The organism is Pedobacter cryoconitis, assembly GCF_001590605.1.
Classification (GTDB): domain Bacteria; phylum Bacteroidota; class Bacteroidia; order Sphingobacteriales; family Sphingobacteriaceae; genus Pedobacter; species Pedobacter cryoconitis_A.
Genome location: NZ_CP014504.1, coordinates 3,763,663 through 3,785,773, shown reverse-complemented (window position 1 = coordinate 3,785,773; position 22,111 = coordinate 3,763,663). Strand labels below are relative to the sequence as shown.

Sequence of the window (22,111 nt, the reverse complement as noted above, 5' to 3'; positions counted from 1 at the left end):
GCTTATTCTTTGTTCCCTTGTGGGGCTTTCGCTCCCGCAGGTTTTGTTCCCTGGAGTGACAAAACGTAATTCGTTAAATCGGATATCTGTTGCGCACTGAGTGATTTCTCCCAGGCAATCATTCCTTTTTCAGGAACGCCATACTTGATCGTTTTGAAAACATCTTTTGCTTTTCCACCATGTAACCAATATTCATCAGTCAGGTTGGGTCCTACCAAACCCTCTGCATGTTCTCCATGGCAAGGCGTACAACGGTTGGCAAACAATGACGCACCATTTTTAATGACGGCCTCATCCTTGCTTTGTTCCATGTTGTTTTCATTGACGGCATTCTTCACATTTGCCGGGTTGGCCAGAAAAGCAACTTTCGACTCTGCTGCCTGCTCTATTTCTGCGATATATTCTTCTTCCTGCGATTTACCGAAACCCAGTACATCATAAGTCAGTAAATAACCAATTGCGAAGATAATGGTACCATAAAACAAGATCATAAACCAGGCAGGAGTAGGGTTATTCAATTCGGCGATCCCGTCAAACTTATGCTCCATAACCATGTTTTTCTCTTCTTCCAGCGGTTTGAGTTGCATCAGTTTCGTCCAGATAGAAGGTTTTTTATCTTTGATAACCTGTAATGCTTCCTGTTCCAGTCGTCTTCTTTCTTTTTCTTCTGGCGTTGCAAAAGGAGTCGGATTGACAGATTCCTTCACATAAAACTTAATCACCTTGAGCATTAATATGGCTACGCAAAGTATCATAACCGCAGTGATGAGCATTAAACCGATCACAATATCAGCCGATGTACTTCCAGTAGACCAGTTGCTGTTAATTACCTCTTTCATCCTGATCGTCTTTTATAGGGAGTTCGCTCATATATTTTATATCGTCTTTTTTCATGGTCAGCAATAACACGCCGACCAGTAAGAAAAATAGCATGAAGATGCCGAGTGAGCTGAGCAGATACCCTTGGTTTCCATCAACCTTATCTAAAAATTGCTTAAACATGTTTTGCTTTATTTGGCTTTAATATCAGTTCCAAGGCGTTGCAAATAAGCGATGATCGCGATGATCTCCTTATCACTTTTTACCTTAATGTTATTCTGTTGTAAATCGGCAGCTATAGCTTTGGCCTGCTTTTCTAAATCAGCATTGGCCTGATGCTCATAACCTTTTTCATATGGGACACCTAAAGTCCGCATCGCATTAATTTTTACGCGGGTTGTAGTGGTATCCAGTTTTTGTTCAGCCAGCCATTCGTATGGAGGCATAATGCTACCCGGAGACATCGTTTGCGGGTCATACAAGTGATTGTAATGCCATGCGTTTCCATATTTTCCACCTTCACGTTGCAAATCTGGTCCTGTGCGTTTTGAACCCCATAAAAATGGGTGGTCATAAACGAACTCTCCAGCCTTACTGTATTCTCCATAACGTTCAGTTTCAGAACGGAACGGACGGATCATCTGAGAGTGACAGTTCACACAACCTTCTCTGATATAAACATCTCTGCCTTGTAGTTCTAATGGCGTATAAGGTTTTACACTTGATATAGTAGGGATATTTGATTTAATCGTGAAAGTTGGCATCATCTCAATCATTCCACCAATCAGGATCACAATCAACGAAAGCACCATAAAGATCATTGGTTTGCGTTCCAGCATGCGGTGCAATTTTTTGTCATCACCCTGTGCCACATAAACCGGAGATAATGGCTGTGCTTCTGCAGCTTCATTTGCCACCAATTTACCAGCTTTCATCGTTTTGATCAGGTTATAGGTCATCACGATCACACCTGTCAGATATAAGGCACCACCAATGGCTCTCATCACATACATCGGTATAATCTGAAGTACCGTTTCCAGGAAGTTAGGATATTTCAACAACCCTTCTGGTGTAAACTCTTTCCACATCAGCCCCTGCGTAAATCCTGCAAAGTATAAGGGGACAGCATAAAAAATAATTCCCATGGTACCAATCCAGAAGTGGAAAGAAGCTAATTTGACCGAGTATAAAGTGGTATTGTAAATTCTTGGAATCAACCAGTATAAAATAGCGAAAGTTAAGAATCCGTTCCAGCCTAAAGCACCAACGTGGACGTGTGCAACTATCCAATCTGTATAATGGGCGATTGCATTGATTTGTTTAAAGGCTAATAGAGGCCCTTCAAAAGTCGCCATACCATAGGCGGTTAAACCTACGACCATGAATTTTAGTTTTGGATCTTCTCTTACTTTATCCCAGGCACCGCGTAAAGTCAGCAGTCCGTTGATCATACCACCCCAGCTTGGAGCGATCAGCATCACAGAGAAAGCGACTCCTAAAGACTGTGCCCACGAAGGCAGAGAAGTATATAATAAATGGTGAGGGCCTGCCCAGATATAGATGAAAATAAGTGACCAGAAATGCAGGATACTTAATTTATAAGAGTAAACAGGACGGTTTGCCATTTTAGGCAAAAAGTAATACATCATACCCAGATAAGGGGTAGTCAGGAAAAAGGCAACCGCATTATGTCCGTACCACCATTGTACCAGTGCATCTTGTACGCCAGCATAGACATAGTAACTTTTAAAAGCAGAGACTGGTAACTGGATAGAGTTAACAATATGGAGTACGGCTACGGTAACAAAAGTTGCAATATAAAACCAGATCGCCACGTACATGTGTTTCTCCCGTCTTTTAATAATAGTACCAAACATGTTGTAACCAAATACTACCCAGATAATGGTAATGGCAATATCGATCGGCCACTCCATCTCTGCGTATTCATGAGAACTGGTTAAGCCTAAAGGAAGGGTAATTACCGTTGCAATAATGATTAATTGCCAGCCCCAGAAATGTATCTTGCTGAGAATATCGCTGTACATCCTGGCTTTAAGGAGTCGTTGCAGGGAGTAATAAACGCCCATGAAAATGGCATTACCTACAAATGCAAAAATTACTGCATTGGTATGCAATGGCCTGATCCGGCCAAAAGTTGTGTATTGGGAACCCATGTTCAAGGCAGGCTTGAATAGCTGCATGGCAATCAGAAGTCCAATCGTCATTCCCACTATGCCCCAGACTATGGTGGCTAATGCGAAGTTTCTGACGATCTTGTTGTCGTAGTGGAATTTTTCAGTCATGAGAAAAACTTGTAGTTGTTTATGAGGGTAAAATTAGCTGCTGGTGTTATCCTGGGGAGTGACAGGAGTTATGTCCCGGAATGATCTTCATCACTTTTTTCTTCGTTACGGGTTTCCTGAGGTTCTTCTTCTTCAAAAAGTACCCGTACACCCGGTGTAAAAAGATCATCATGCTGACCAGATTTATTTGCCCAGAAAAAGGCGAGCAGAAATAGCAATGCCAATAGGATACTGAAGCCAATCAGCATATAGATCATGTTCATAATAACTGGTTTTTACGGGCGTAAAACCGGGCGGTTAAACTGGTGAATAAAATAATAGTGACTGTACTCATTGGCATCAGTATCGCCGCCATGAGTGGGGAAAGTAAGCCTTGTACAGCAAAGAACAAGCCTGCCACATTATAGAGCAACGAAATAACGAAACTCATATGGATCACTTTTACTGCATCTTTTGCCTGTTTAATGAACTGTGGGATTTTTTGGAAAGCAACTCCATCCAATATGGCATCACAACCTGGTGAAAAGTTATTGATATCATCTGTCACTGCCACCCCTAAATTACTTTGTTTTAAAGCACCCGCGTCATTTAAACCATCTCCTAACATCATTACTTTAGCTCCGTCTTGTTGCAGTTGAAGAATATAATCCAGCTTTTGCTGTGGGCTTTGCTGGAAATGTAATTGCTGGACTCTTGGGAAAAATGGAGTCAGTGCATTCCGGTCATGGTCCTGATCTCCTGATAATAAATGAAGGTCAGCAGTCTGGCTTAATTTTAAAGCCAAGGGTTTAAATCCCACTCTCCATTGCTGGGCAGAGCGGAAATAGCCACAATAATTTTTTTCAATGAGGATATGGACCACGCTGCCTTCATCTTCTGTTTTCAACCCCAGGTAAGCAGCACTGCCTAGTTTTATATCGTGACCGTCTACACAGCCACTAATTCCGCGGCCTACTTTTTCCATATAGTGTCCGACTTGGAATAATGGCGTTTCTGCTAGCCATTTCACCAGTTCGCGGCTTAAGGGATGTCCTGAATTCCTGGCCAGATCAAATACCAATTGACGCTCATATTGATCGAGTTTTCCATTAAATTCAAAACCTTTGGCTTCTGGGTTGGTAATCGTTCCGGTTTTGTCAAATACGATCGTATCGATCCGGGCAAGCTCCTCTATAACTGAAGTGTTTTTTAAATAAAACTTATTTTTATCAAAAATGCTGAGTACAGCGGCCAATGTAAAAGGAGAACTTAGTGCTAATGCACAGGGGCAGGCAATAATCAGTACTGCTGTAAATGCAGCCACTGCCTTATTGATATCCGTATTTATCCAGTACAGGCCAGCTGAAAGAGCTATGGCAAGCAGAACGATACTAAAGTGCCTGCTGGCGGTGTCGCTAAAGGTTTTTATAGGGTCTTTTTGACCATTAAAGGCCTCATTGTTCCATAATTTGGTTAGATAACTTTGAGAAACAGGCTTAACAACTTCCAATTCAATTGCGCCATGAAGCTGTCTTCCTCCAGCGTAAACGATCTCCCCTAAAATCTTTTCTACTGGAATAGATTCTCCGGTTACAAAGCTGAAATCAAGTTTGGCATTGCCTTTTAATAAGATGGCATCGGCAGGAATAATTTCATTGCTGCGGATTAGAATACGGTCGCCGGTTTTCAGCTCATTTAAAGGGAGTGGTTTTTCTTTGCCGTCTTTTAACTGTGTTACGGCTACAGGGAAATACGAGCGGAAATCACGCTCAAAGGAGAGATAATGATAGGTTCGTTTCTGCATCCATTTACCGATCAGCAGAAAAAATACAAGTGAACACAGCGTGTCTACAAAGCCTGCACCTGTTTGGGTAATAATTTCATAGGCAGAGCGTATAAACATAACTGCTATACCCAGAGCGAGTGGGAAATCAAGATTCAGGACACCATTTCTGAGGTTTGTCCAGGCAGAAATAAAATAATCTCTGGCACTATAAAGCAGTACGGGAATGGCGAAGGCAAGATTAATCCAGCCAAAGAAGTTTTTGAAGTCCTGGTCAAGGCTATTTAACCCGAAATAATCTGGAAAACTTAATAGCATTACATTACCAAAACAGAATCCTGCAACTGCGATTTTAGTGAAAAGATTACGTTCGGAATGATCAGTTTGTTGTTTTTTGATCATATCCTGTAAGCTAATCAGCGGTTCATAGCCGATTGCGCTTAAGTTTTCTACAACCTCACGGAGTGATATTTGTTGATTTCTGAAAGTAATACTGACTTGTTTTTTGAGAAAATCAACGCGCGACTGTGCAATTGCGGGATTGATTTTATGCAAATGTTCGAGCAACCAGATACAGGAACTGCAATGGATCACTGGGATGAAAAGTGTAATTACAGTTACTTTTGCGTCGGTATAATCGACCAGTTCCGCAGCAATCCCGGGTTCATCCAGATAAGCGAAATGTACAGTTTTCTTCTTCTGGGAGCTCCCAGGTACGTCATTATAGAGATAATAGCTGGAAAGGTTATGTTTTGAAAGAATCTGATAAACACCTTTACAGCCCAGGCAGCAAAATTGTTTATTGTCCGCAGGATAGGGCTTTTCCGGAAGATGGTCACCACAGTGAAAACAATGTGTTTCCACGGCTATACTGTTTGTTTCTTTCATGCTGAAATTCTTTCCTCCAAAAGTGGGGGCATAATCTCAGTTGTAAAATGATAGCAGAAACCTTAAAAAGTGACGCATGTCACTTTTATTTCCATAACTTTATATTTTATTTCGTGAAATTAAAAACTATTGCCCACTGCAGAGTCTTATTATAGAATAGAACTGTTGTTTGCAGCAGAATATATCGCGAAATGAGCAAAATCGTTAGCAAATGATAGCTTCATCACAACCGAGAAACAATTTTATTATTGATGAAAAAAGATAAAATGCAGTTATGGCAACAACTTATGGGAAGTCCTGATACCCATACGCTGGAAGCAATCATATTTCATACTGCCTGCATTTTTACTGGTTTGCTTTTTATTTGCAGCATAATTTTTAATTATCTGATAGGTTTATACACTTTATCAATATTGCTGGTGCCAGCTGTATTCTCTGTTGGTTTTGTTTACTATTTATCAAAGTTTAAATACAGACTAAATCTTGCGGTCACAATTTTTTGTGTGCTTGGTAATTTGTTGTTCATCGCTTTTTTTCTGAAAAACTCAGGTATTAATGGGCCCGGACTGGTAGTTTATTTGCTTTTTTTCTTTTTGGTGATCAGTATCGTTCCTAAAAATCAGCGCTTTGGGTGGATGGCCGTTAATATTATTGTGGCGATCAGCCTTATCCTTTTTCAGTACCGTTATCCTGAGCTGGTACCGGTTAATTATGAGGATAATCTGAGCAGGCACCTGGATTTTAGTTATGTATACTTCTTTACTTTAATTATCATTTATTTTATTCTGACGAGTATTATTACAAGTTATAATAGGGAGCGGTTGCTGGCAGAAAAGCGCGCTGAGCAATTGGAGATTGCCAATCAGTCAAAGAATAAGCTGTTCTCTATTCTGGCGCATGATCTCCGGTCACCTTTGAATTCTATCCAGAGTTTCCTTGAAATTTCTATGGAGGTTGAAATTGAGGAGGAGGAGAAAAGAAGCATAAATTCGAGTTTGCTGAAGGAAACCAAGTATACTGGGCAGATGTTAATCAATTTACTTTCGTGGAGTAAAACGCAGATGGAGGGGGCAAGTGTAAAAATGCTTGTACTTAATTTGGAGTGGGCGCTGGAAACGACGTTACTTTTACAGACTAGCCTGGCAGAAGAAAAGGGATTGATTTTGAACAATAAGCTGCAGCAGAATATGTACGTGATTGCTGACAATGATATGTTAGAATTGATTGTCCGCAATTTGCTGAATAATGCAATTAAGTTTACGCCACCTGGCGGACAGCTCACAATTTCTTCTGAAGTGCATGGCAAGGAGTGCTGGATTAAGATACAGGATACGGGAATCGGAATTGATAAAGTTGATTTTGATCATATCTTTTCTTTGAATTCTCAGAGCACCTATGGAACGAACCAGGAGAAAGGTGTGGGTTTGGGGTTGGTTTTGTGTAAGGAGTTTATTGAGTTACAGGAGGGGAGGATCTGGGTGGAGAGTACATTGAATGTGGGGACTACTTTTTTTATAAGTCTTCAGATTTCTTCTCAGAATGATTTGTTTGCTTTGCATTTGAATTGAAAGTTTAATTAATCACCTTTGCACGGTCAAAAAAAATATAATATATGGAAGATCATTATGAGCTGTCCCGTTTCGGAAAAGGGTTTAAGGAAAGAGTTGAAAATGCGCTGGACTGTCTGAAAAAGGGTAAAGGGGTACTGGTTGTTGATGATGAGAGCAGGGAGAATGAGGGTGACCTGATTTTTCCTGCAGAGTCTATGACAGTGCCGGATATGGCTTTAATGATCCGGGAGTGCAGTGGTATCATTTGTTTGTGTTTGAAGCCCGATAAGGTTGATTCTTTAGAGTTACAACCTATGGTACAGGTGAATACAAGTAAGTATCATACGCCTTTTACAGTGTCTATTGAGGCTAAGGAGGGAGTGACTACTGGTGTTTCTGCTGCGGATCGTTTACAGACAATCAGAACGGCGATTGCTGATCAGGCTAAGCCTGGTGATCTTTCCAGACCTGGTCATGTTTTCCCGTTAAGGGCTAATGAGGATGGGGTTTTCGGCAGACGTGGTCATACGGAGGGGAGCATTGATTTAGTGGTTCTGGCTGGGTTCAGACCTGTAGCTGTTCTTTGTGAGCTGACCAATGAGGATGGTACGATGGCAAGGTTGGCTGAGATTTCTGTTTTTGCGGATAAGTATGAGTCTACTGTGGTTTCTATTGAAGATATTTTCCAGTATCGTTTATCGCTGTTGAAATAATTTTTTGCGCGTTCTTCAAACGTAAAAAAAGGAGTATACTATGTTCGGGCGACATCGCCGTCGCCGAAGAGGCTCGGAACGAATGCCCTTCACATTAGCATACTCCTTTTTTTACAGTTTCTCCTGTTGCAGGATGTATAGCTGGATTCATAACCCAATGGATAGCTTTTTGGATTCTCCTGTTGAATAGTTTTTCGGATTACCCTGTTGGCTAGCTTTTTGGATTGCCTTGTTGGATAGTTTTTTGGATTGTCCTGTTTGATTACTTCAGTGGGTAACTCATTGCGTCACTATACCACTTTCATAAATTCCTCCACAAATAGCATGGCTGATTTTTTACGGTATACTCCTTTTTGCCAGAGGATGAAAGCCTGTTTGTAAAGCTTTTTATCTGAGATAGGTACGGCAGCAATGTTTTCCCAGGTGCTTATTGCCTTTTCATTAATGATGGTTGCCCAGTTCCCGGATTCAACCATGGATAACAGGGAATGTACATCATTCATTTCGATTCTTGTATTGGGTATAATATTGTTTTTTCTAAAGATTTCATCGAATAGGTCGCGTGAACTAAAGCCTTTGCTAGGGAGGATCAGGTCTAATTTTCCGAGTTCTTTCAGGGAGATTTTTGGAAGTTTGGCCAAAGGGTTTTCTTTGGAGATACCCATGACAATTTTGGAAGAAAATACAGGCTGCATTTCAAAGCCACTACTGTCACGTTGTTCGTGGAAGGCCAGAATGATATCCAGATCAGCCATTTTTAGTTTGTTTTCCAGTTCACCCGCTGTTCCGTATTCAATATGGATCATGATACCGGGATATTTCTCTGAGAAAGGGGTTAATGCTGGGAGCAGCAAAGAACTGAAGGCATAGGTCACCCCGATTTTCAGCTCTCCGTTAACCATATTCGCGAGCTCAAAGATGGCTTGCCTTGACTTCTTGATGTCGAGCATGATTTGATAGGCATGCGTCAGGAATACATTACCGGCTTCTGTTAGCTTTACTTGTTTACCCATGCGGTCGAATAAGAGCATACCTAAATCTTCTTCGAGTTGTTTGATTTGCTGTGATAGGGTAGACTGCGTTACGAAGCAGGCTGCTGCTGCAGCTGTAAAGTGCAGGAGTTCTGCGGCTTTGATGAAGTAGTTGAGTTGTCTGATTTCCATAATCGATCGTTAAAACTAATCAATATCATTAAAACTATCAATTTTATAAATAGATAGTTTATGCCGAAATTTGTAACAGTCTTTCTGATGAAGCTGTTGATGAGAAAATCAGATGCAGTCCACCAGCTTTCAGATCTTCAAAATAGTAAAATAATATCATGAATGTTTTCCGGTCGTTAAAATCACGTAATTTCAAACTCTTCTTTTATGGACAATCAATTTCCCTTATAGGCACATGGATGCAAAAGACGGCGGTCAGCTGGCTGGTTTATCAGCTTACGGGATCTGCTGTTTTACTAGGGGTAGTTGGTTTTGTAAGTTTGATCCCTTCGTTAATTTTATCGCCATACGCAGGGAGCCTGGTCGACAGGCATAACCGGTACCGCATCCTGGTCATTACACAGATTGTTTCCATGATTCAGGCAGGAGCACTGGCAGCGATTATTTATTTTGGATATAATAATATTCTTTTTATTATCGGATTGAGCCTGGTACAGGGAGTTGTCAATGCTTTTGATGTAACCTGCAGGCAATCACTGATGGTAGAGATGGTGAATGATAAAAATGATTTACCGAATGCGATTGCGCTGAACTCTTCGATGGCCAATTTTGCACGTATTGCAGGTCCGGCTGTCGCAGGGATCATTCTGAGTACTTTTGGTACAGACATTTGTTTCATGGGAAATTTCCTGAGTTATATCCCGGTACTGATCTGTTTATTCATGATGCGTTTACCTGTGCAGATTATTACAAAATCAACTAAAAGCATTTGGGTAGAGCTGGAAGAAGGTTTCAGATATGTATCGGGAGATAAAGAATTAAGCAGCATGATCATGATGATCGGAATCAGCAGCCTTTTTGTAATTCCTTTCAATACACTGATGCCGATTTTTGCCAAGGATATTTTTAATGGGGATGCCAAAACCTTTAGCTGGTTTGAAAGTGCAGCTGGTTTAGGATCAATTATCAGTGCTATTTATCTGGCCAATTTAAAAGATAGCAGCACGCTGATTAAATTAACAACTATTGCAGGGGCTGTATTGGGAGGTAGTTTATTATTCCTTGCTTTTGCACCACAATTGCCTATTGCCTTACTATTTATGGGAATATCAGGAGTAGGGATGATGGCACAGTCCTCAGCTATCAACACTTATATTCAAACACATGCTATTCCCGAAATGCGCGGACGTGCAATCAGTTATTATGTAATGGCTTACCAGGGACTGATTCCTGTTGGTAGTTTATTGATTGGCTGGGTTGCTCATTTGATTGGCCCAAGACCGGCAGTATTAATCGAAGGATTAATAGGAATAACTGCTACTGGTATCTTTGCCTATTATAAAAGCAGACAGGCAGCAGTTAAAACTATATAAGGCAATGCGCGTATCATAACGATACGCGCATTATGTTTTAATACTCGCCCGCTTAAATACTCAATCCTCCGAAAGTACTGAACAGGATAATTGAAAGTACAATCAATGTGATCAATACATAGAGTTTATCTCTCTCCATTCCAAAAGCAACCAGTGAAAATACAATCCTTAAAATCGGGGTCGCAATCAGAATGACTACACCGAGCTGGATGATTTCTTTTGCACTGCCTTGCCCTAATCCTTTAATGATACCTGGTAAGCTGGTATAGCCTTCGCCTTCCCCATGGAATGTGCCGTAGTCAGGAAGGCCGGAGCCTTGCTGGAATAAGTACCAGATTCCTCCGATAATGGCAACAAGGCCTGAAATTAATACACCATATCTTAAAACCTGACCGATTAGCTGTTGCATATCGTAGTCGGTTACTCTTTTAGTTTCTTTACTGTTATTCATGTTTCCTAGAATTTGTGATTAAAACCATTGTAAATCATGTTAAGGGCGATAGCTGTGATCGCAAAACTGAAGATGACCTTCAACCATTTGACATCGATCTTCATCAATAACTTTGAGCCTGTAAAAGCTCCCGCAAGTACACCGATAATTACTGGAAAAGCAATTCCAGGATCGATATAACCTCTTTGTAAATAAACCACAGCACTCGCAGCAGCAGTTACTCCGACCATGAAATTACTGGTCGTAGTACTTACCCGGAAAGGGACACGCATGGCACTGTCCATTGCCAATACTTTTAAGGCACCGGAACCTATTCCTAATAAGCCTGAAAGTATTCCCGCCAAGGTCATGATCGAGAATCCCCCGCCTATATTCTTTAGTTTATAGTCTATTATACCATCTTTTGTAGGATAGCTGCTGTTTAATTTCAGCAAATAGGAAAGTTGACTACCTTCCGCTAATGCACCTTCATGTTTCTTTCTCATTGTCATTGCTGCTGAAAAGATCAAGGTGGCACCAAACAGAATGGCTACAATGTTAACAGGCGTATAGATCGCCAGAATAGCCCCCAAAACAGCACCTGCCGTTGTTGCTATCTCCAGGAACATTCCGAGACGGATATTGGTAATGCCTTCTTTCACATAAGCACTTGCAGAGCCAGAAGAGGTAGCGATTGATGCGATCAGCGCAGCACCAATTGCATAACGGATGTCAACGTGAAAAAATAAGGTCAGCAAGGGTATAATTACCACGCCGCCGCCAAGACCGGTTAGTGAACCAGCAAGTCCTGCAAGATAAGCCCCTAATAACAGGATCAGGGTAAAGGTTAAAATTGTCATGAGTTGTATAATTAATAATAGTTTTTAGTAATTGTTATCTAATAAAGTTTTAATGAGTTGTTCTGCCGCTGCCTGATCTCTGTTGACAATGGCCAGCGAAAGTTCCTCATGCCAGGCATGGCTTCTGGCAAAATAAGCCATATTTTGTTCTTTACGCTTGGTAAAGAAATCCAGGATTACTGCAGTGAAGTTTTGATAGAGATCGATTAATACTTTGTTTTTTGAAGCTTTTGCAATGCTGACGTGAAAAGCTATATCTGCATCAGTACATTTTTGTTGCTGATCAGTATCGATAGCTTTTTTCCGCTGGGAAAGATGATTTTGCATGGCAGTCAAATCTTCTTCAGTTCTGTTCAGACAAGCAAGTTTTACGATTTCTTTTTCAAGTAAAGAGCGGACAGTATTTATTTCTTCGAAGTCTGCCCGGCGCAGACGCTGTGCAAGAGATTCCTCTTTTATTTTTGAAGCGACAAAAGTACCTGAGCCTTGCTGTACTTTAAGTATGCCAGAGATAGCAAGGGTTTTAATTGCTTCCCTGATGGTAGAACGGCCAACTTCATAACGCTCCATCAGTTCAGGTTCTGATGGGATTTTTGTGCCTTTTTTGAGTTTTCCAGAGGCAATATCGCTTTTGAGTGCAACGATTACTTTGTCTGATAAATTGATTCTTTTCATGATTAAAACATCTGATGTTTCAAAGGTATATAATCGGATCATACGTCTGATGTTTGTAATGTAAAAGTGACAAGAGAAACTGTCTTTTTTGAAGTTGATCTTTTAATAAATTTCTTTTCTTCTTAAAAATGTTATAGGTTTACAAAAAACTTTAGGGGTGCCTTGTGCTGAGATATACCCTTTGAACCTGATGCAGTTAGTACTGCCGAAGGGAAAAGTAAGGCCACAACTATGTTGTTGGTTTTCCATTCCTTATACAGGTCATTCCTATCGTTATTAAAAATGAAAAGAATGGAAATTACTGTAAATCATCAAACTTATTCTATTGCCGGACCATGCTCATTAGTACAGCTGTTAACTGCTGTTTTGCAGATTTCTGGAAGCGGTATTGCGGTGGCTGTTAATCAGTCAGTCATGTCTAAATCTGATTGGTCTGTATACCATCTTCAACCCGGAGACCAGGTCATGCTAATCAAGGCAACTCAAGGAGGATAATTCATTAATTTCTGTTTGCAACCTCACAAAATCACATAACGATGAAAGTAGAAAAAATTCCAGATGGCCAGGTCATCAGCAGGACGCCATTCCCGGCTTCCCGTAAAGTTTTTGTAAAAGGTGAACTTCATGCTATTGAAGTAGCCATGCGTGAAATCAGCCTTAGCGAAACCAAAATACATAATGGTTTTGGCCTGACAGAGACAAACCCATGTGTAACAGTTTATGATACCAGCGGGCCTTATACAGATCCGAATGCACATATTGATGTTAAAGCAGGGTTGCCACGGATCAGAGAAAGTTGGGTTACCGATAGAGGTGACGTTGAAAAGCTGGATCAGATTACCTCTGCTTATGGTGCACAGCGATTGGCAGACCCATCACTTGACCAGTTACGTTTCGCTTTTCAGCATCAACCCTATCGTGCAAAAGCAGGACAGAATGTATCTCAGATGCATTATGCCAGGAAAGGGATCATCACTCCGGAAATGGAATATATCGCGATCAGAGAAAACCAGAGGATAGAACTGTGGAATAATGAAAAAGGAGAGCAGGCAGAGGCGATGAGTCAGCAGCATGCAGGAAATAGCTTTGGTGCCAATACACCTAAGGGCTTCATTACACCAGAATTTGTACGCCAGGAAGTCGCTTGCGGGAGAGCTGTTATCCCCTCAAATATCAACCACCCTGAATCTGAACCAATGATTATTGGCCGGAATTTCCTGGTTAAAATCAACGCAAATATTGGTAACTCAGCAGTAACTTCCAGTATTGAAGAAGAAGTTGAAAAGGCCGTATGGGCATGTCGCTGGGGTGCTGACACCATTATGGATTTATCAACAGGTAAAAATATACATGAAACAAGGGAGTGGATTATTCGTAATTCACCAGTTCCAATCGGGACAGTTCCAATTTACCAGGCACTCGAAAAAGTGAACGGTAAAGCTGAGGATCTGACCTGGGAGCTATTCCGGGATACATTAATTGAGCAGGCCGAGCAAGGGGTTGATTATTTTACCATCCATGCCGGAGTATTGCTAAGATATATTCCATTGACTGCAAAAAGGATTACCGGTATAGTTTCCAGAGGTGGATCAATCATGGCAAAATGGTGTTTGGCGCATCATCAGGAGAGCTTCTTGTACACACATTTTGAAGAAATCTGTGAGATCATGAAAGCCTATGATGTTGCCTTTTCGTTAGGTGATGGTTTAAGACCAGGCTGCCTGGCAGATGCGAATGATGCGGCACAGTTTGCTGAGCTGGAAACATTAGGTGAGCTGACTAAAATTGCCTGGAAGCATGATATACAGACTATTATTGAAGGGCCGGGCCATGTACCGATGCATATGATTAAAGAAAATATGGAAAAGCAACTGGAACATTGCGGTGAAGCTCCATTTTATACTTTAGGCCCACTCACAACTGACATTGCACCTGGATATGATCATATCACTTCTGCAATTGGCGCAGCGATGATTGGCTGGTACGGAACGGCAATGTTGTGTTATGTGACGCCAAAAGAACACCTGGGCTTACCCAATAAAAAAGATGTAAAAGACGGGGTAATCACTTATAAAATTGCTGCGCATGCGGCAGATTTAGCAAAAGGACATCCCGGAGCTCAATACCGTGATAACGCATTGAGTAAAGCCAGGTTTGAATTCCGATGGGAAGATCAGTTTAATCTTTCACTTGATCCGGATACTGCAAAGGAGTTTCATGACGAGACACTTCCTGCCGATGGTGCTAAAATCGCCCACTTCTGTTCCATGTGCGGACCGAATTTCTGTTCTATGAAAATCACCCAGGACGTAAGGGAATATGCAGCTAAACAAGGTTTGGACGAAGCTGCGGCGCTTGCAAAAGGGATGGAAGATAAATCGCGTGAATTCACCGAAAAAGGAAGTGAAATATACCTGTAAATGGAACTTATAGCCGTAACACGTCCGGATTATTTCCAGGGAGAAGGCAAATTGATCAATGCCTTGTTTGAGGCAGGACTTCAATTATTGCATCTCAGGAAACCGGAAAATGATGAGACCAGATTTATGAGGCTGATGCTGGAGATTAACCCGGATTATTACCGGGCAATTTCAATTCATCAGCATCATGAATTGGCAAACATGTTTTCAATCCGCAGGCTTCATTATCCTGAAAAACTATGGAAGCTTACCAGTCAGCAAAAAAAAACAGCGCTTTTTGCAGCTGGTTTTCACTTAAGCCGGTCTGTTCATCAATGGGGACCACCAGCGGATACTGCCTTTTTGGATTATGTGTTTTTTGGGCCAGTATTTAATAGTATTTCAAAAGTTGGATATCAAAGTATAGTAGAGCGTAATTTCTATTTGTCTGCTGTTCCACAGGGATTAAAGGTTTTTGGGATTGGAGGGGTGAATGCAGACCTGTTCCAGGAATTGCAACGAATGAATTTTGATGGTGCTGCTGTTCTTGGTGCACTTTGGAATCACCCGTCTGGCGCATTAAAAGAATTTGAAAAGATGCTCAAATCATTAGAAGAAAAAAGAGATGTTAATTGATCAGTTACATTATATATCACAGCCCCCGGAAAATGGGACACACCTTACTGCTATTGAAAAAGTACTGCAGGCAGGTGGTCAATGGATACAGCTCCGGGTTAAAGAGCAATCTGAAGATGTAGTACTCGAACTCGCCATTCAGGCCAGTCGTTTATGTGAAAAGTACGGCGCAAAATTAATTGTTAATGACTATCCGGAACTGGCTTTAAAATCAGGTGCGTATGGCGTGCATTTGGGTTTGAATGATATGCCTGTAGCGCAGGCAAGGGGTATTTTGGGAAAGGATAAGTGTATTGGTGGTACAGCAAACACTTTTGCAGATATATGCAGAAGAGTAGAGGAAGGTGCGGATTATATTGGTTTGGGCCCTTTTCGTTTTACCACAACCAAGCAAAACTTAAGTCCGGTGCTTGGACTTGAAGGATATCAGCAACTCATGCAACAGGTTTTAGCTGCTGGAATTAAATTACCCATTATAGCCATTGGTGGAATAAAAACCCAGGATATCAATAGTATTCTCCAAACGGGGATTTATGGTATTGCTGTTTCTGGTTTACTCACACAGCATACTGATCCGTCAGAAAATATCAGCTTGATCTATCAGGAATTAAACCTTAATTCAAAACAAACGATATGTTAACTATTGCAGATAAAGTATTTAACTCCCGTTTATTTACAGGGACGGGCAAGTTCAGTTCGGCAGAAATTATGGAGCAAGCATTGCTTGTTTCTGGTTCAGAACTGGTTACTGTAGCCTTAAAAAGAGTTGACCTGAAAGATCAGGAAGACGATATATTAAGCCATTTAAATTATCCGCAGTTTAACCTGCTGCCTAATACTTCGGGTGTGAGAAATGCGAAGGAAGCTGTTTTTGCAGCTCAGATGGCCAGGGAAGCTTTAGAAACCAACTGGATTAAGCTGGAGATTCATCCTGATCCTAAATATTTAATGCCTGATCCGATTGAGACCTTAAAGGCAACAGAAGAACTAGCGAAATTAGGCTTTATTGTCTTACCCTATATTCATGCTGACCCGGTATTATGCAAGCATTTAGAAGATGCTGGAACTGCCGCAGTGATGCCTTTAGGTTCGCCAATCGGAAGTAATAAAGGTTTGAAAACTATTGATTTTCTGGAAATTATTATTAGTCAAAGTAATGTTCCTGTAATTGTAGATGCTGGAATTGGTGCTCCTTCTGATGCCGCAAAGGCTATGGAAATTGGTGCAGACGCAGTTCTGGTAAATACGGCAATCGCTGTTTCCAGAGATCCAGTGAAAATGGCTGAAGCATTTAAGATTGCGGTCATTGCCGGAAGGATGGCATTTGAAGCAAAATTAGGGTCTATCAATTCATCTGCTGTGTCAAGCAGCCCACTAACCTCATTTTTGGATGACTGATAATTTTACTGCACTTTTTAATACTTATAGCTGGGAACAGATTAAACAGAGTATATATGAAAAGACATCGTACGATGTAGAACGTGCTTTGGGGAATAGCAATCGGACTTTAGAAGATTTTAAAGCATTAATTTCTCCTGCTGCTGCTCCTTATCTGGAACAAATGGCACAGTTGAGCAGATTGGCTACTTTGAAGCGTTTTGGTAAAGTAATGCAGTTATATGTACCGCTTTATCTTTCTAATGAGTGTAATAATATTTGTACTTATTGTGGGTTTAGCCTGGATAATAAGGTGAGGCGTAAAACACTGTCTCCCATGGAGATTATGCAGGAAGTTGCTGTGTTAAAAGAAATGGGGTATGAACATGTATTACTGGTGACTGGTGAGGCTAATCAGACGGTTCATACTGAATATTTTAAAAGGGTACTGGAACTTTTGCGTCCACATTTTGCACTGATTTCAATGGAAGTACAGCCGCTGGATACGGAGGATTATGAGGTCTTGATTCCTTTGGGGTTAAATACAGTGCTGGTTTACCAGGAGACTTATCACCGGGAAGATTATAAAAAGCATCATCCAAAGGGAAAGAAATCGAATTTTGAATATAGATTGGAAACGCCAGACCGGTTAGGAAAAGCTGGGGTGCATAAGATGGGACTGGGGGTGTTGATCGGATTGGAAGATTGGCGTACGGATTCGTTTTTTACAGCGTTGCATCTGGAATATTTGGAGAAAAAGTATTGGAAGACTAAATATAGTTTATCGTTTCCACGGTTAAGGCCATTTAGTGGAGGGTTAGCGCCTAAAGTTGAAATGTCAGACAGGGAGTTGGTACAGCTGATTTGCGCATACAGGTTGTTGAATGAAGAGGTTGAGCTTTCTATTTCTACAAGGGAGTCTGTTGTTTTTAGGGATCATGTGATTGGCTTGGGGATTACTTCTATGAGCGCGGGTTCTAAAACTAATCCTGGTGGGTATGCGGTGGAACCGGAATCGCTGGAACAGTTTGAGATTTGTGATGAAAGGACGCCGGAAGAGATTAAGGAAATGTTGAAAGAAAAGGGGTATGAGGCGGTGTGGAAGGATTGGGATAGGCTTCTCCAATAAAAAAACACCTATACTATGTTCGGGCGACATTGCCGTCGCCGAAAAGGCTCGGAACGAATGCCCTTCACATTAGTATAGGTGTTTTTTTTCTATGTCCAAGCGGGGGAAGTGGTTGGGAAGAGGAAAGAAAGAAAGAAAGAAAGAAAGAAAGAAAGAAAGAAAGAAAGAAAGAAAGAAAGAAAGAAAGAAACCTTGAGGCGAAAAAATAAATAACCCAATTTTCTGATCATGTTTCATCAAATGTTTTTCTAGCTGTTCAACACGGATAAATACATCTTGATTAGCTTTTTGTAACGTAAAATCCTTAGATTCGCGGCATGAATTTAATGGACTTTACACTTCCTGAAATAGTTTTCTTAGAGCCAAGTGAGCATGTTGAAGATGAAATGGGGGGCCGCACTGTGATACAGCATACGGGCTCACATACGATCATGGAGGTTATCGCGACGGATGAAGTTGAAGGACTTAATTTTAAGGCGGATACTAAAACTTATGAGTTTGAATACCTGAACCTTTATGGGGTTGTCGAAAATCATATTTTCGCAGTGCATTTTACTTTGGAAGAGGGGGATTTGACTGAGGTATTTAAACAATGCGCAGAATGGTACAGAGCATATCTGAGCTGGGAGGATAGAAATATCCTGGAAGACGAAGAATAAGAACTGAAATTTCCCGTTCTCATTTATGGCCGCTGTGGTCCGGAAACCTATGAACAACCTATATCAATCTGAAGCTTATACCTTATCAAAAGATAGAGTTACACAAGGAGCATTTGAGGCGATTGCACTTTCTCCCACAACCATACATTCTAACTACCAAAGTCCAGTTAACCTGGACATCAGTCCGGATCTGTCCTTCAAGTTCAGTATTAATGGTAAAGACAACGAAATGGCTTCTGGAAAAAATCACCAGATCAGTATTATTGCCGTTGATGGAAAATTTGAAACGCCAGTGATCCGTTTTGGACAACAACTCAAAGAACCACTATCAAAAGGTGTATTTCTCAGACCAGATACTAAATTCACAATCAAGCTTGATCTGCGTGAAGTGCTGGCTGATTTTGCGTCCAAAGGTTTTTATACAACTTATGATGGAACAAAAATTTACAAAGCAGATTTCAAAGGCGTTTTTGTAGCCGGAAGTATCAGTCCGCTTATCTGGGATTTCGATAACCTGAGCAATCACCAAGAACTGGAATTAAAAGATACTGATGGTGATGGTATTTATAGGATTACGCTGGAAATGAATCAGGCTCAGGAAAAGAAAACTACGGCTTCTTCGTGGAAACTTTCCAAAGACATTTCTGCTTTCCCTCAGTATAAATCAACTGTTCCAATCATGGATGCACTCTATAATCTTGGTTTAGAAGAAATGGAGAATGCAATAGAGCCTGACGGTACTTTCAGGACGGGTAAAGAATGGGCAGGTGTATGGACAAGGGATATTAGTTATAGTATTATACTTTCCATGGCTACACTGCAACCCAAAGTTGCCCAGAATAGTTTACTGAGAAAGGTCAAAAATAACCGTGTTATTCAGGATACGGGAACAGGAGGTTCATGGCCAGTGTCTTCTGACCGGATGATTTGGGCTGTTGCAGCCTGGGAAGTCTATAAAACCACAGGTGATCAGGCATGGCTTACCAAAGCTTATTCGATAATCAGAAATACTGTTGAAGATGACCTGAAAAACGTATATGACCCGCAAACAGGCATGGTCAGAGGTGAATCCTCTTTTTTAGACTGGCGGGACCAGACCTATCCAAAATGGATGCAGTCTGCCGATATTTATGCCTCAGAAAATCTGGGAACTAATGCAGTTCACTACCAGGCCAATAAAGTCCTTGCACAAATGGCGCTGCTTTTGAAAGACAAAGAGAGGACTGAAAAATATGCGGGTATTGCCAATCAAATAAAAGAAGGGATCAACAAATACCTGTGGATGCCAGAAAAAGGATACTATGGGCAATACTTATACGGCAGGCAGTTTAAAATTTTGTCTCCCCGTTCCGAAGCATTAGGAGCAGCACTAACTGTTCTATTTGATATTGCAGATGCAGTGCAGCAGAAATCTGTAATCGCAAATACCCCAGTCACTAAATTTGGGATTCCCTGTATCTATCCGCAGATTCCGAATATCCCACCCTATCATAACAATGCAGTATGGCCTTTCGTACAAGCCTACTGGTCACTCGCTGCGGCGAAAACTGGAAATGCAGCAGCTCTTATGCAAAGTATGAGCGCAATTTATCGCCCTGCAGCATTGTTTCTGACCAATAAAGAGAATTTCGTTTCTACCTCTGGAGATTTCGCAGGTACACAAATCAATTCCAGTAATATGTTATGGAGCCTGGCTGGAAATATCAGCCTCGTTTATAGTGTGTTATTTGGTATGGATATGCAAGCAAACGCCCTGGTATTTAAACCATTTATTCCTGAAATATTAAAAGGAGAAAGAACACTGACTAATTTTAAATACCGCAATGCAGTATTGGATATTAAATTGAGCGGATACGGAAACCAGATTAAATCAATCACACTTGATGGTAAGCCTTTGCCAGGGGCTATGGTCTCTGCCACACTAAAAGGAAAACATCAAATCGATATTATACTTGCTGATAACAAATTGGAACAAGGTAAAGTTGCAACGTCTGCAGACTACTTCTCAGTCGCTGCGCCTGCGTTGAAAAAAGTGAATAACCAGATTAGCTGGGAAAAGGTAGCAGGTGCTGAAACTTATCACATCAGCTGTAACGGCAAAGAAATTGCTCAAACTCAAGACTTAAGTTATACCGCAAAACAAAGTGGAGAATTCCAGGTAATTGCTGTAGATAAAGATAAGATTACTTCATTTGCCAGTGAACCTGTTTTAATTACTGACGTAAAAGAAATACAGACTATTGCCATGGAAACCGTAGCTGCCAAATCACCGTTGCCTTATCAGGGATATACCACAAATGGTTTTATCGAGATCAGTAAAGCAAAGAATAATAAAATAACGCTTGAGATTGATATAGCTGAAGCAGGGATTTATGCCATTGATTTCAGGTATGCCAATGGGAATGGCCCAACCAATACAGAGAACAAATGCGCCATCAGAACATTTAATGTGGATGGTCAGTTTGCAGGAACCTTTGTATTTCCACAACGCGGAAAAGAGGAATGGTCTGACTGGGGTTTTAGCAATATAAATACAGTAAAACTAACTACAGGGACACATGAATTCCAACTTTCATTGGAAGACTGGAACGAGAATATGAATGGTGAGATTAACCAGGCTATGCTCGACTACCTGAGACTGATCAGGATAAACTAGAAAAGACCCTTTTTATAAATAATTCTGAGCGCAGACGAACCTTCAGCCTTTATTTTGGCTCGTTCAAAGGACGGCGCAAAAAGAAATATTCACTTTGATGCATTGCATACTCCTGGAAGCTCGAAGAAGCCTCAATTCCTTCGGGGATCTTTTTGAAATTCTCAGGTGTAATATATTTCCAGGTTACCCCATTTGATTCTTCTAAAGAGATGATTTCAATTGGGAAGTTCAGTACGAATTCATTCAGAAATTCAAGCTTATTAGCTGTCCATTCCTTTGTGCTTCCTAAATTACGTGGCCATACGTATAACTTATGCGCTTCTACAACCTTTCCATTATCATCTATAAAAGTTGATTGCTTTAAGATCAGGTCACTGATTTTTACAGTAGCGATATCTCCTTTGAAAACATCTTTTTCAACAGTCATCAGAATTGCCTGTGCAGTTAAAAACGGCACGCTCGCTCCTTCAGGATGTACTTCTTCTAAATGGTCAGTAAATACATATTTACCTTTCTGGAATGTTAAAACATTTGCGGACGATTGATCTTTGCTGCTCATTTTGAATTTTTTGTAAACTTAAACCTTTAACGTCAGTAATAGTAATAAAATTCTTTGCACAGGAATCTTTAAACTGATTGGTTTGCCAGTTTATTTGACTTTTTCTTCACAAAATATTATTCTGTTAAGCGATAAGCAATTTTACCATCTAAATTTAAAT

The 22,111-nt window shown here is 40.8% G+C and carries 21 protein-coding genes and 1 riboswitch; of the genes, 11 read left to right on the top strand and 10 right to left on the bottom strand.

The genetic code is table 11. From position 1 onward, the window contains the following. Positions 1-2: 2 nt before the first annotated feature. The 5 genes from AY601_RS15620 to AY601_RS15600 form a co-directional block, all read right to left on the bottom strand. A complete protein-coding gene (locus AY601_RS15620) occupies positions 3-839 on the bottom strand; it encodes a cbb3-type cytochrome c oxidase N-terminal domain-containing protein (protein ID WP_068402728.1) in 837 nt (278 codons plus the stop codon). After that, a complete protein-coding gene (locus AY601_RS15615; protein WP_068402726.1) occupies positions 823-1,002 on the bottom strand; it encodes a hypothetical protein in 180 nt (59 codons plus the stop codon). Before AY601_RS15615 ends, AY601_RS15620 begins: the two co-directional genes overlap by 17 nt. Positions 1,003-1,010: 8 nt before the next feature. Further along, positions 1,011-3,122 (bottom strand): cytochrome-c oxidase, cbb3-type subunit I, encoded by a 2,112-nt coding sequence (ccoN, locus tag AY601_RS15610; protein ID WP_068402720.1) that lies wholly within the window; start codon positions 3,120-3,122, stop codon positions 1,011-1,013. Between the two features lie 68 nt (positions 3,123-3,190). Then, entirely contained in the window at positions 3,191-3,385 is a 195-nt protein-coding gene (gene ccoS, locus AY601_RS15605) for a cbb3-type cytochrome oxidase assembly protein CcoS (RefSeq protein ID WP_068402718.1), read from the bottom strand. Continuing rightward, positions 3,382-5,772, bottom strand: coding sequence for a heavy metal translocating P-type ATPase (locus AY601_RS15600; RefSeq protein WP_068402716.1), 2,391 nt, complete (start codon positions 5,770-5,772; stop codon positions 3,382-3,384). Before AY601_RS15600 ends, ccoS begins: the two co-directional genes overlap by 4 nt. 251 nt (positions 5,773-6,023) lie before the next feature. On the opposite strand from AY601_RS15600, the gene AY601_RS15595 reads away from it, so the two are divergent. Further along, entirely contained in the window at positions 6,024-7,340 is a 1,317-nt protein-coding gene (locus tag AY601_RS15595; RefSeq protein WP_068402714.1) for a sensor histidine kinase, read from the top strand. A 44-nt stretch (positions 7,341-7,384) separates the two neighbouring features. Beyond that, entirely contained in the window at positions 7,385-8,035 is a 651-nt protein-coding gene (ribB, locus tag AY601_RS15590) for a 3,4-dihydroxy-2-butanone-4-phosphate synthase (protein ID WP_068402712.1), read from the top strand. A gap of 290 nt (positions 8,036-8,325) precedes the next feature. On the opposite strand, the gene AY601_RS15585 is transcribed toward ribB, so the two are convergent. After that, complete coding sequence (locus tag AY601_RS15585) at positions 8,326-9,198, bottom strand: LysR substrate-binding domain-containing protein (RefSeq protein WP_068402710.1); 873 nt, start codon at positions 9,196-9,198, stop codon at positions 8,326-8,328. A 158-nt stretch (positions 9,199-9,356) separates the two neighbouring features. Between AY601_RS15585 and AY601_RS15580 the strand changes: the two genes are divergently transcribed. Beyond that, positions 9,357-10,571 carry an MFS transporter gene (locus tag AY601_RS15580; protein WP_068402708.1) on the top strand — a complete coding sequence of 405 codons (1,215 nt, stop codon included), beginning with the start codon at positions 9,357-9,359 and terminating at the stop codon, positions 10,569-10,571. A 52-nt stretch (positions 10,572-10,623) separates the two neighbouring features. Here the strand turns inward: AY601_RS15580 and AY601_RS15575 are convergent, their stop codons facing one another. From AY601_RS15575 to AY601_RS15565, 3 genes are read right to left on the bottom strand one after another with little or no spacing between them, the layout of a single operon-like run. Continuing rightward, on the bottom strand, positions 10,624-11,022 hold the full coding sequence (locus AY601_RS15575) for a DUF1634 domain-containing protein (RefSeq protein ID WP_068402706.1): 399 nt from the start codon (positions 11,020-11,022) through the stop codon (positions 10,624-10,626). Positions 11,023-11,027: 5 nt separating this feature from the next. Continuing rightward, positions 11,028-11,861 carry a sulfite exporter TauE/SafE family protein gene (locus AY601_RS15570; protein ID WP_068402704.1) on the bottom strand — a complete coding sequence of 278 codons (834 nt, stop codon included), beginning with the start codon at positions 11,859-11,861 and terminating at the stop codon, positions 11,028-11,030. Positions 11,862-11,885: 24 nt separating this feature from the next. After that, entirely contained in the window at positions 11,886-12,536 is a 651-nt protein-coding gene (locus AY601_RS15565) for a FadR/GntR family transcriptional regulator (RefSeq protein ID WP_068407615.1), read from the bottom strand. 143 nt (positions 12,537-12,679) lie between these two features. Continuing rightward, positions 12,680-12,767, top strand: a riboswitch (TPP riboswitch). Positions 12,768-12,827: 60 nt separating this feature from the next. Here AY601_RS15565 and thiS point away from each other — a divergent pair. The 8 genes from thiS to AY601_RS15525 all read left to right on the top strand — a co-directional run bounded on the left by thiS (position 12,828) and on the right by AY601_RS15525 (position 21,392). Further along, positions 12,828-13,031 (top strand): sulfur carrier protein ThiS, encoded by a 204-nt coding sequence (thiS, locus tag AY601_RS15560; RefSeq protein ID WP_068407612.1) that lies wholly within the window; start codon positions 12,828-12,830, stop codon positions 13,029-13,031. A 41-nt stretch (positions 13,032-13,072) separates the two neighbouring features. Then, positions 13,073-14,956 carry a phosphomethylpyrimidine synthase ThiC gene (gene thiC, locus AY601_RS15555; RefSeq protein ID WP_068402702.1) on the top strand — a complete coding sequence of 628 codons (1,884 nt, stop codon included), beginning with the start codon at positions 13,073-13,075 and terminating at the stop codon, positions 14,954-14,956. Next, positions 14,957-15,571, top strand: a complete 615-nt coding sequence (locus tag AY601_RS15550) for a thiamine phosphate synthase (protein ID WP_068402700.1) — start codon at positions 14,957-14,959, stop codon at positions 15,569-15,571. Further along, positions 15,561-16,211, top strand: coding sequence for a thiamine phosphate synthase (locus tag AY601_RS15545; RefSeq protein ID WP_068402698.1), 651 nt, complete (start codon positions 15,561-15,563; stop codon positions 16,209-16,211). The genes AY601_RS15550 and AY601_RS15545 overlap by 11 nt, the downstream gene beginning before the upstream one ends. Then, positions 16,205-16,969 carry a thiazole synthase gene (locus tag AY601_RS15540; protein ID WP_068402696.1) on the top strand — a complete coding sequence of 255 codons (765 nt, stop codon included), beginning with the start codon at positions 16,205-16,207 and terminating at the stop codon, positions 16,967-16,969. The genes AY601_RS15545 and AY601_RS15540 overlap by 7 nt, the downstream gene beginning before the upstream one ends. Then, positions 16,962-18,077, top strand: a complete 1,116-nt coding sequence (thiH, locus tag AY601_RS15535) for a 2-iminoacetate synthase ThiH (RefSeq protein WP_068402694.1) — start codon at positions 16,962-16,964, stop codon at positions 18,075-18,077. The genes AY601_RS15540 and thiH overlap by 8 nt, the downstream gene beginning before the upstream one ends. Positions 18,078-18,394: 317 nt before the next feature. Beyond that, the gene (locus tag AY601_RS15530) at positions 18,395-18,736 is read left to right on the top strand and encodes a hypothetical protein (protein ID WP_068402693.1); all 342 of its coding nucleotides are present in this window, start codon (positions 18,395-18,397) and stop codon (positions 18,734-18,736) included. 49 nt (positions 18,737-18,785) lie between these two features. Continuing rightward, entirely contained in the window at positions 18,786-21,392 is a 2,607-nt protein-coding gene (locus AY601_RS15525) for an MGH1-like glycoside hydrolase domain-containing protein (RefSeq protein ID WP_232324613.1), read from the top strand. Between the two features lie 49 nt (positions 21,393-21,441). On the opposite strand, the gene AY601_RS15520 is transcribed toward AY601_RS15525, so the two are convergent. After that, positions 21,442-21,951: a hypothetical protein gene (locus AY601_RS15520; protein ID WP_068402688.1), complete on the bottom strand. Its 510-nt coding sequence runs from the start codon at positions 21,949-21,951 to the stop codon at positions 21,442-21,444. Positions 21,952-22,111 lie beyond the last annotated feature (160 nt).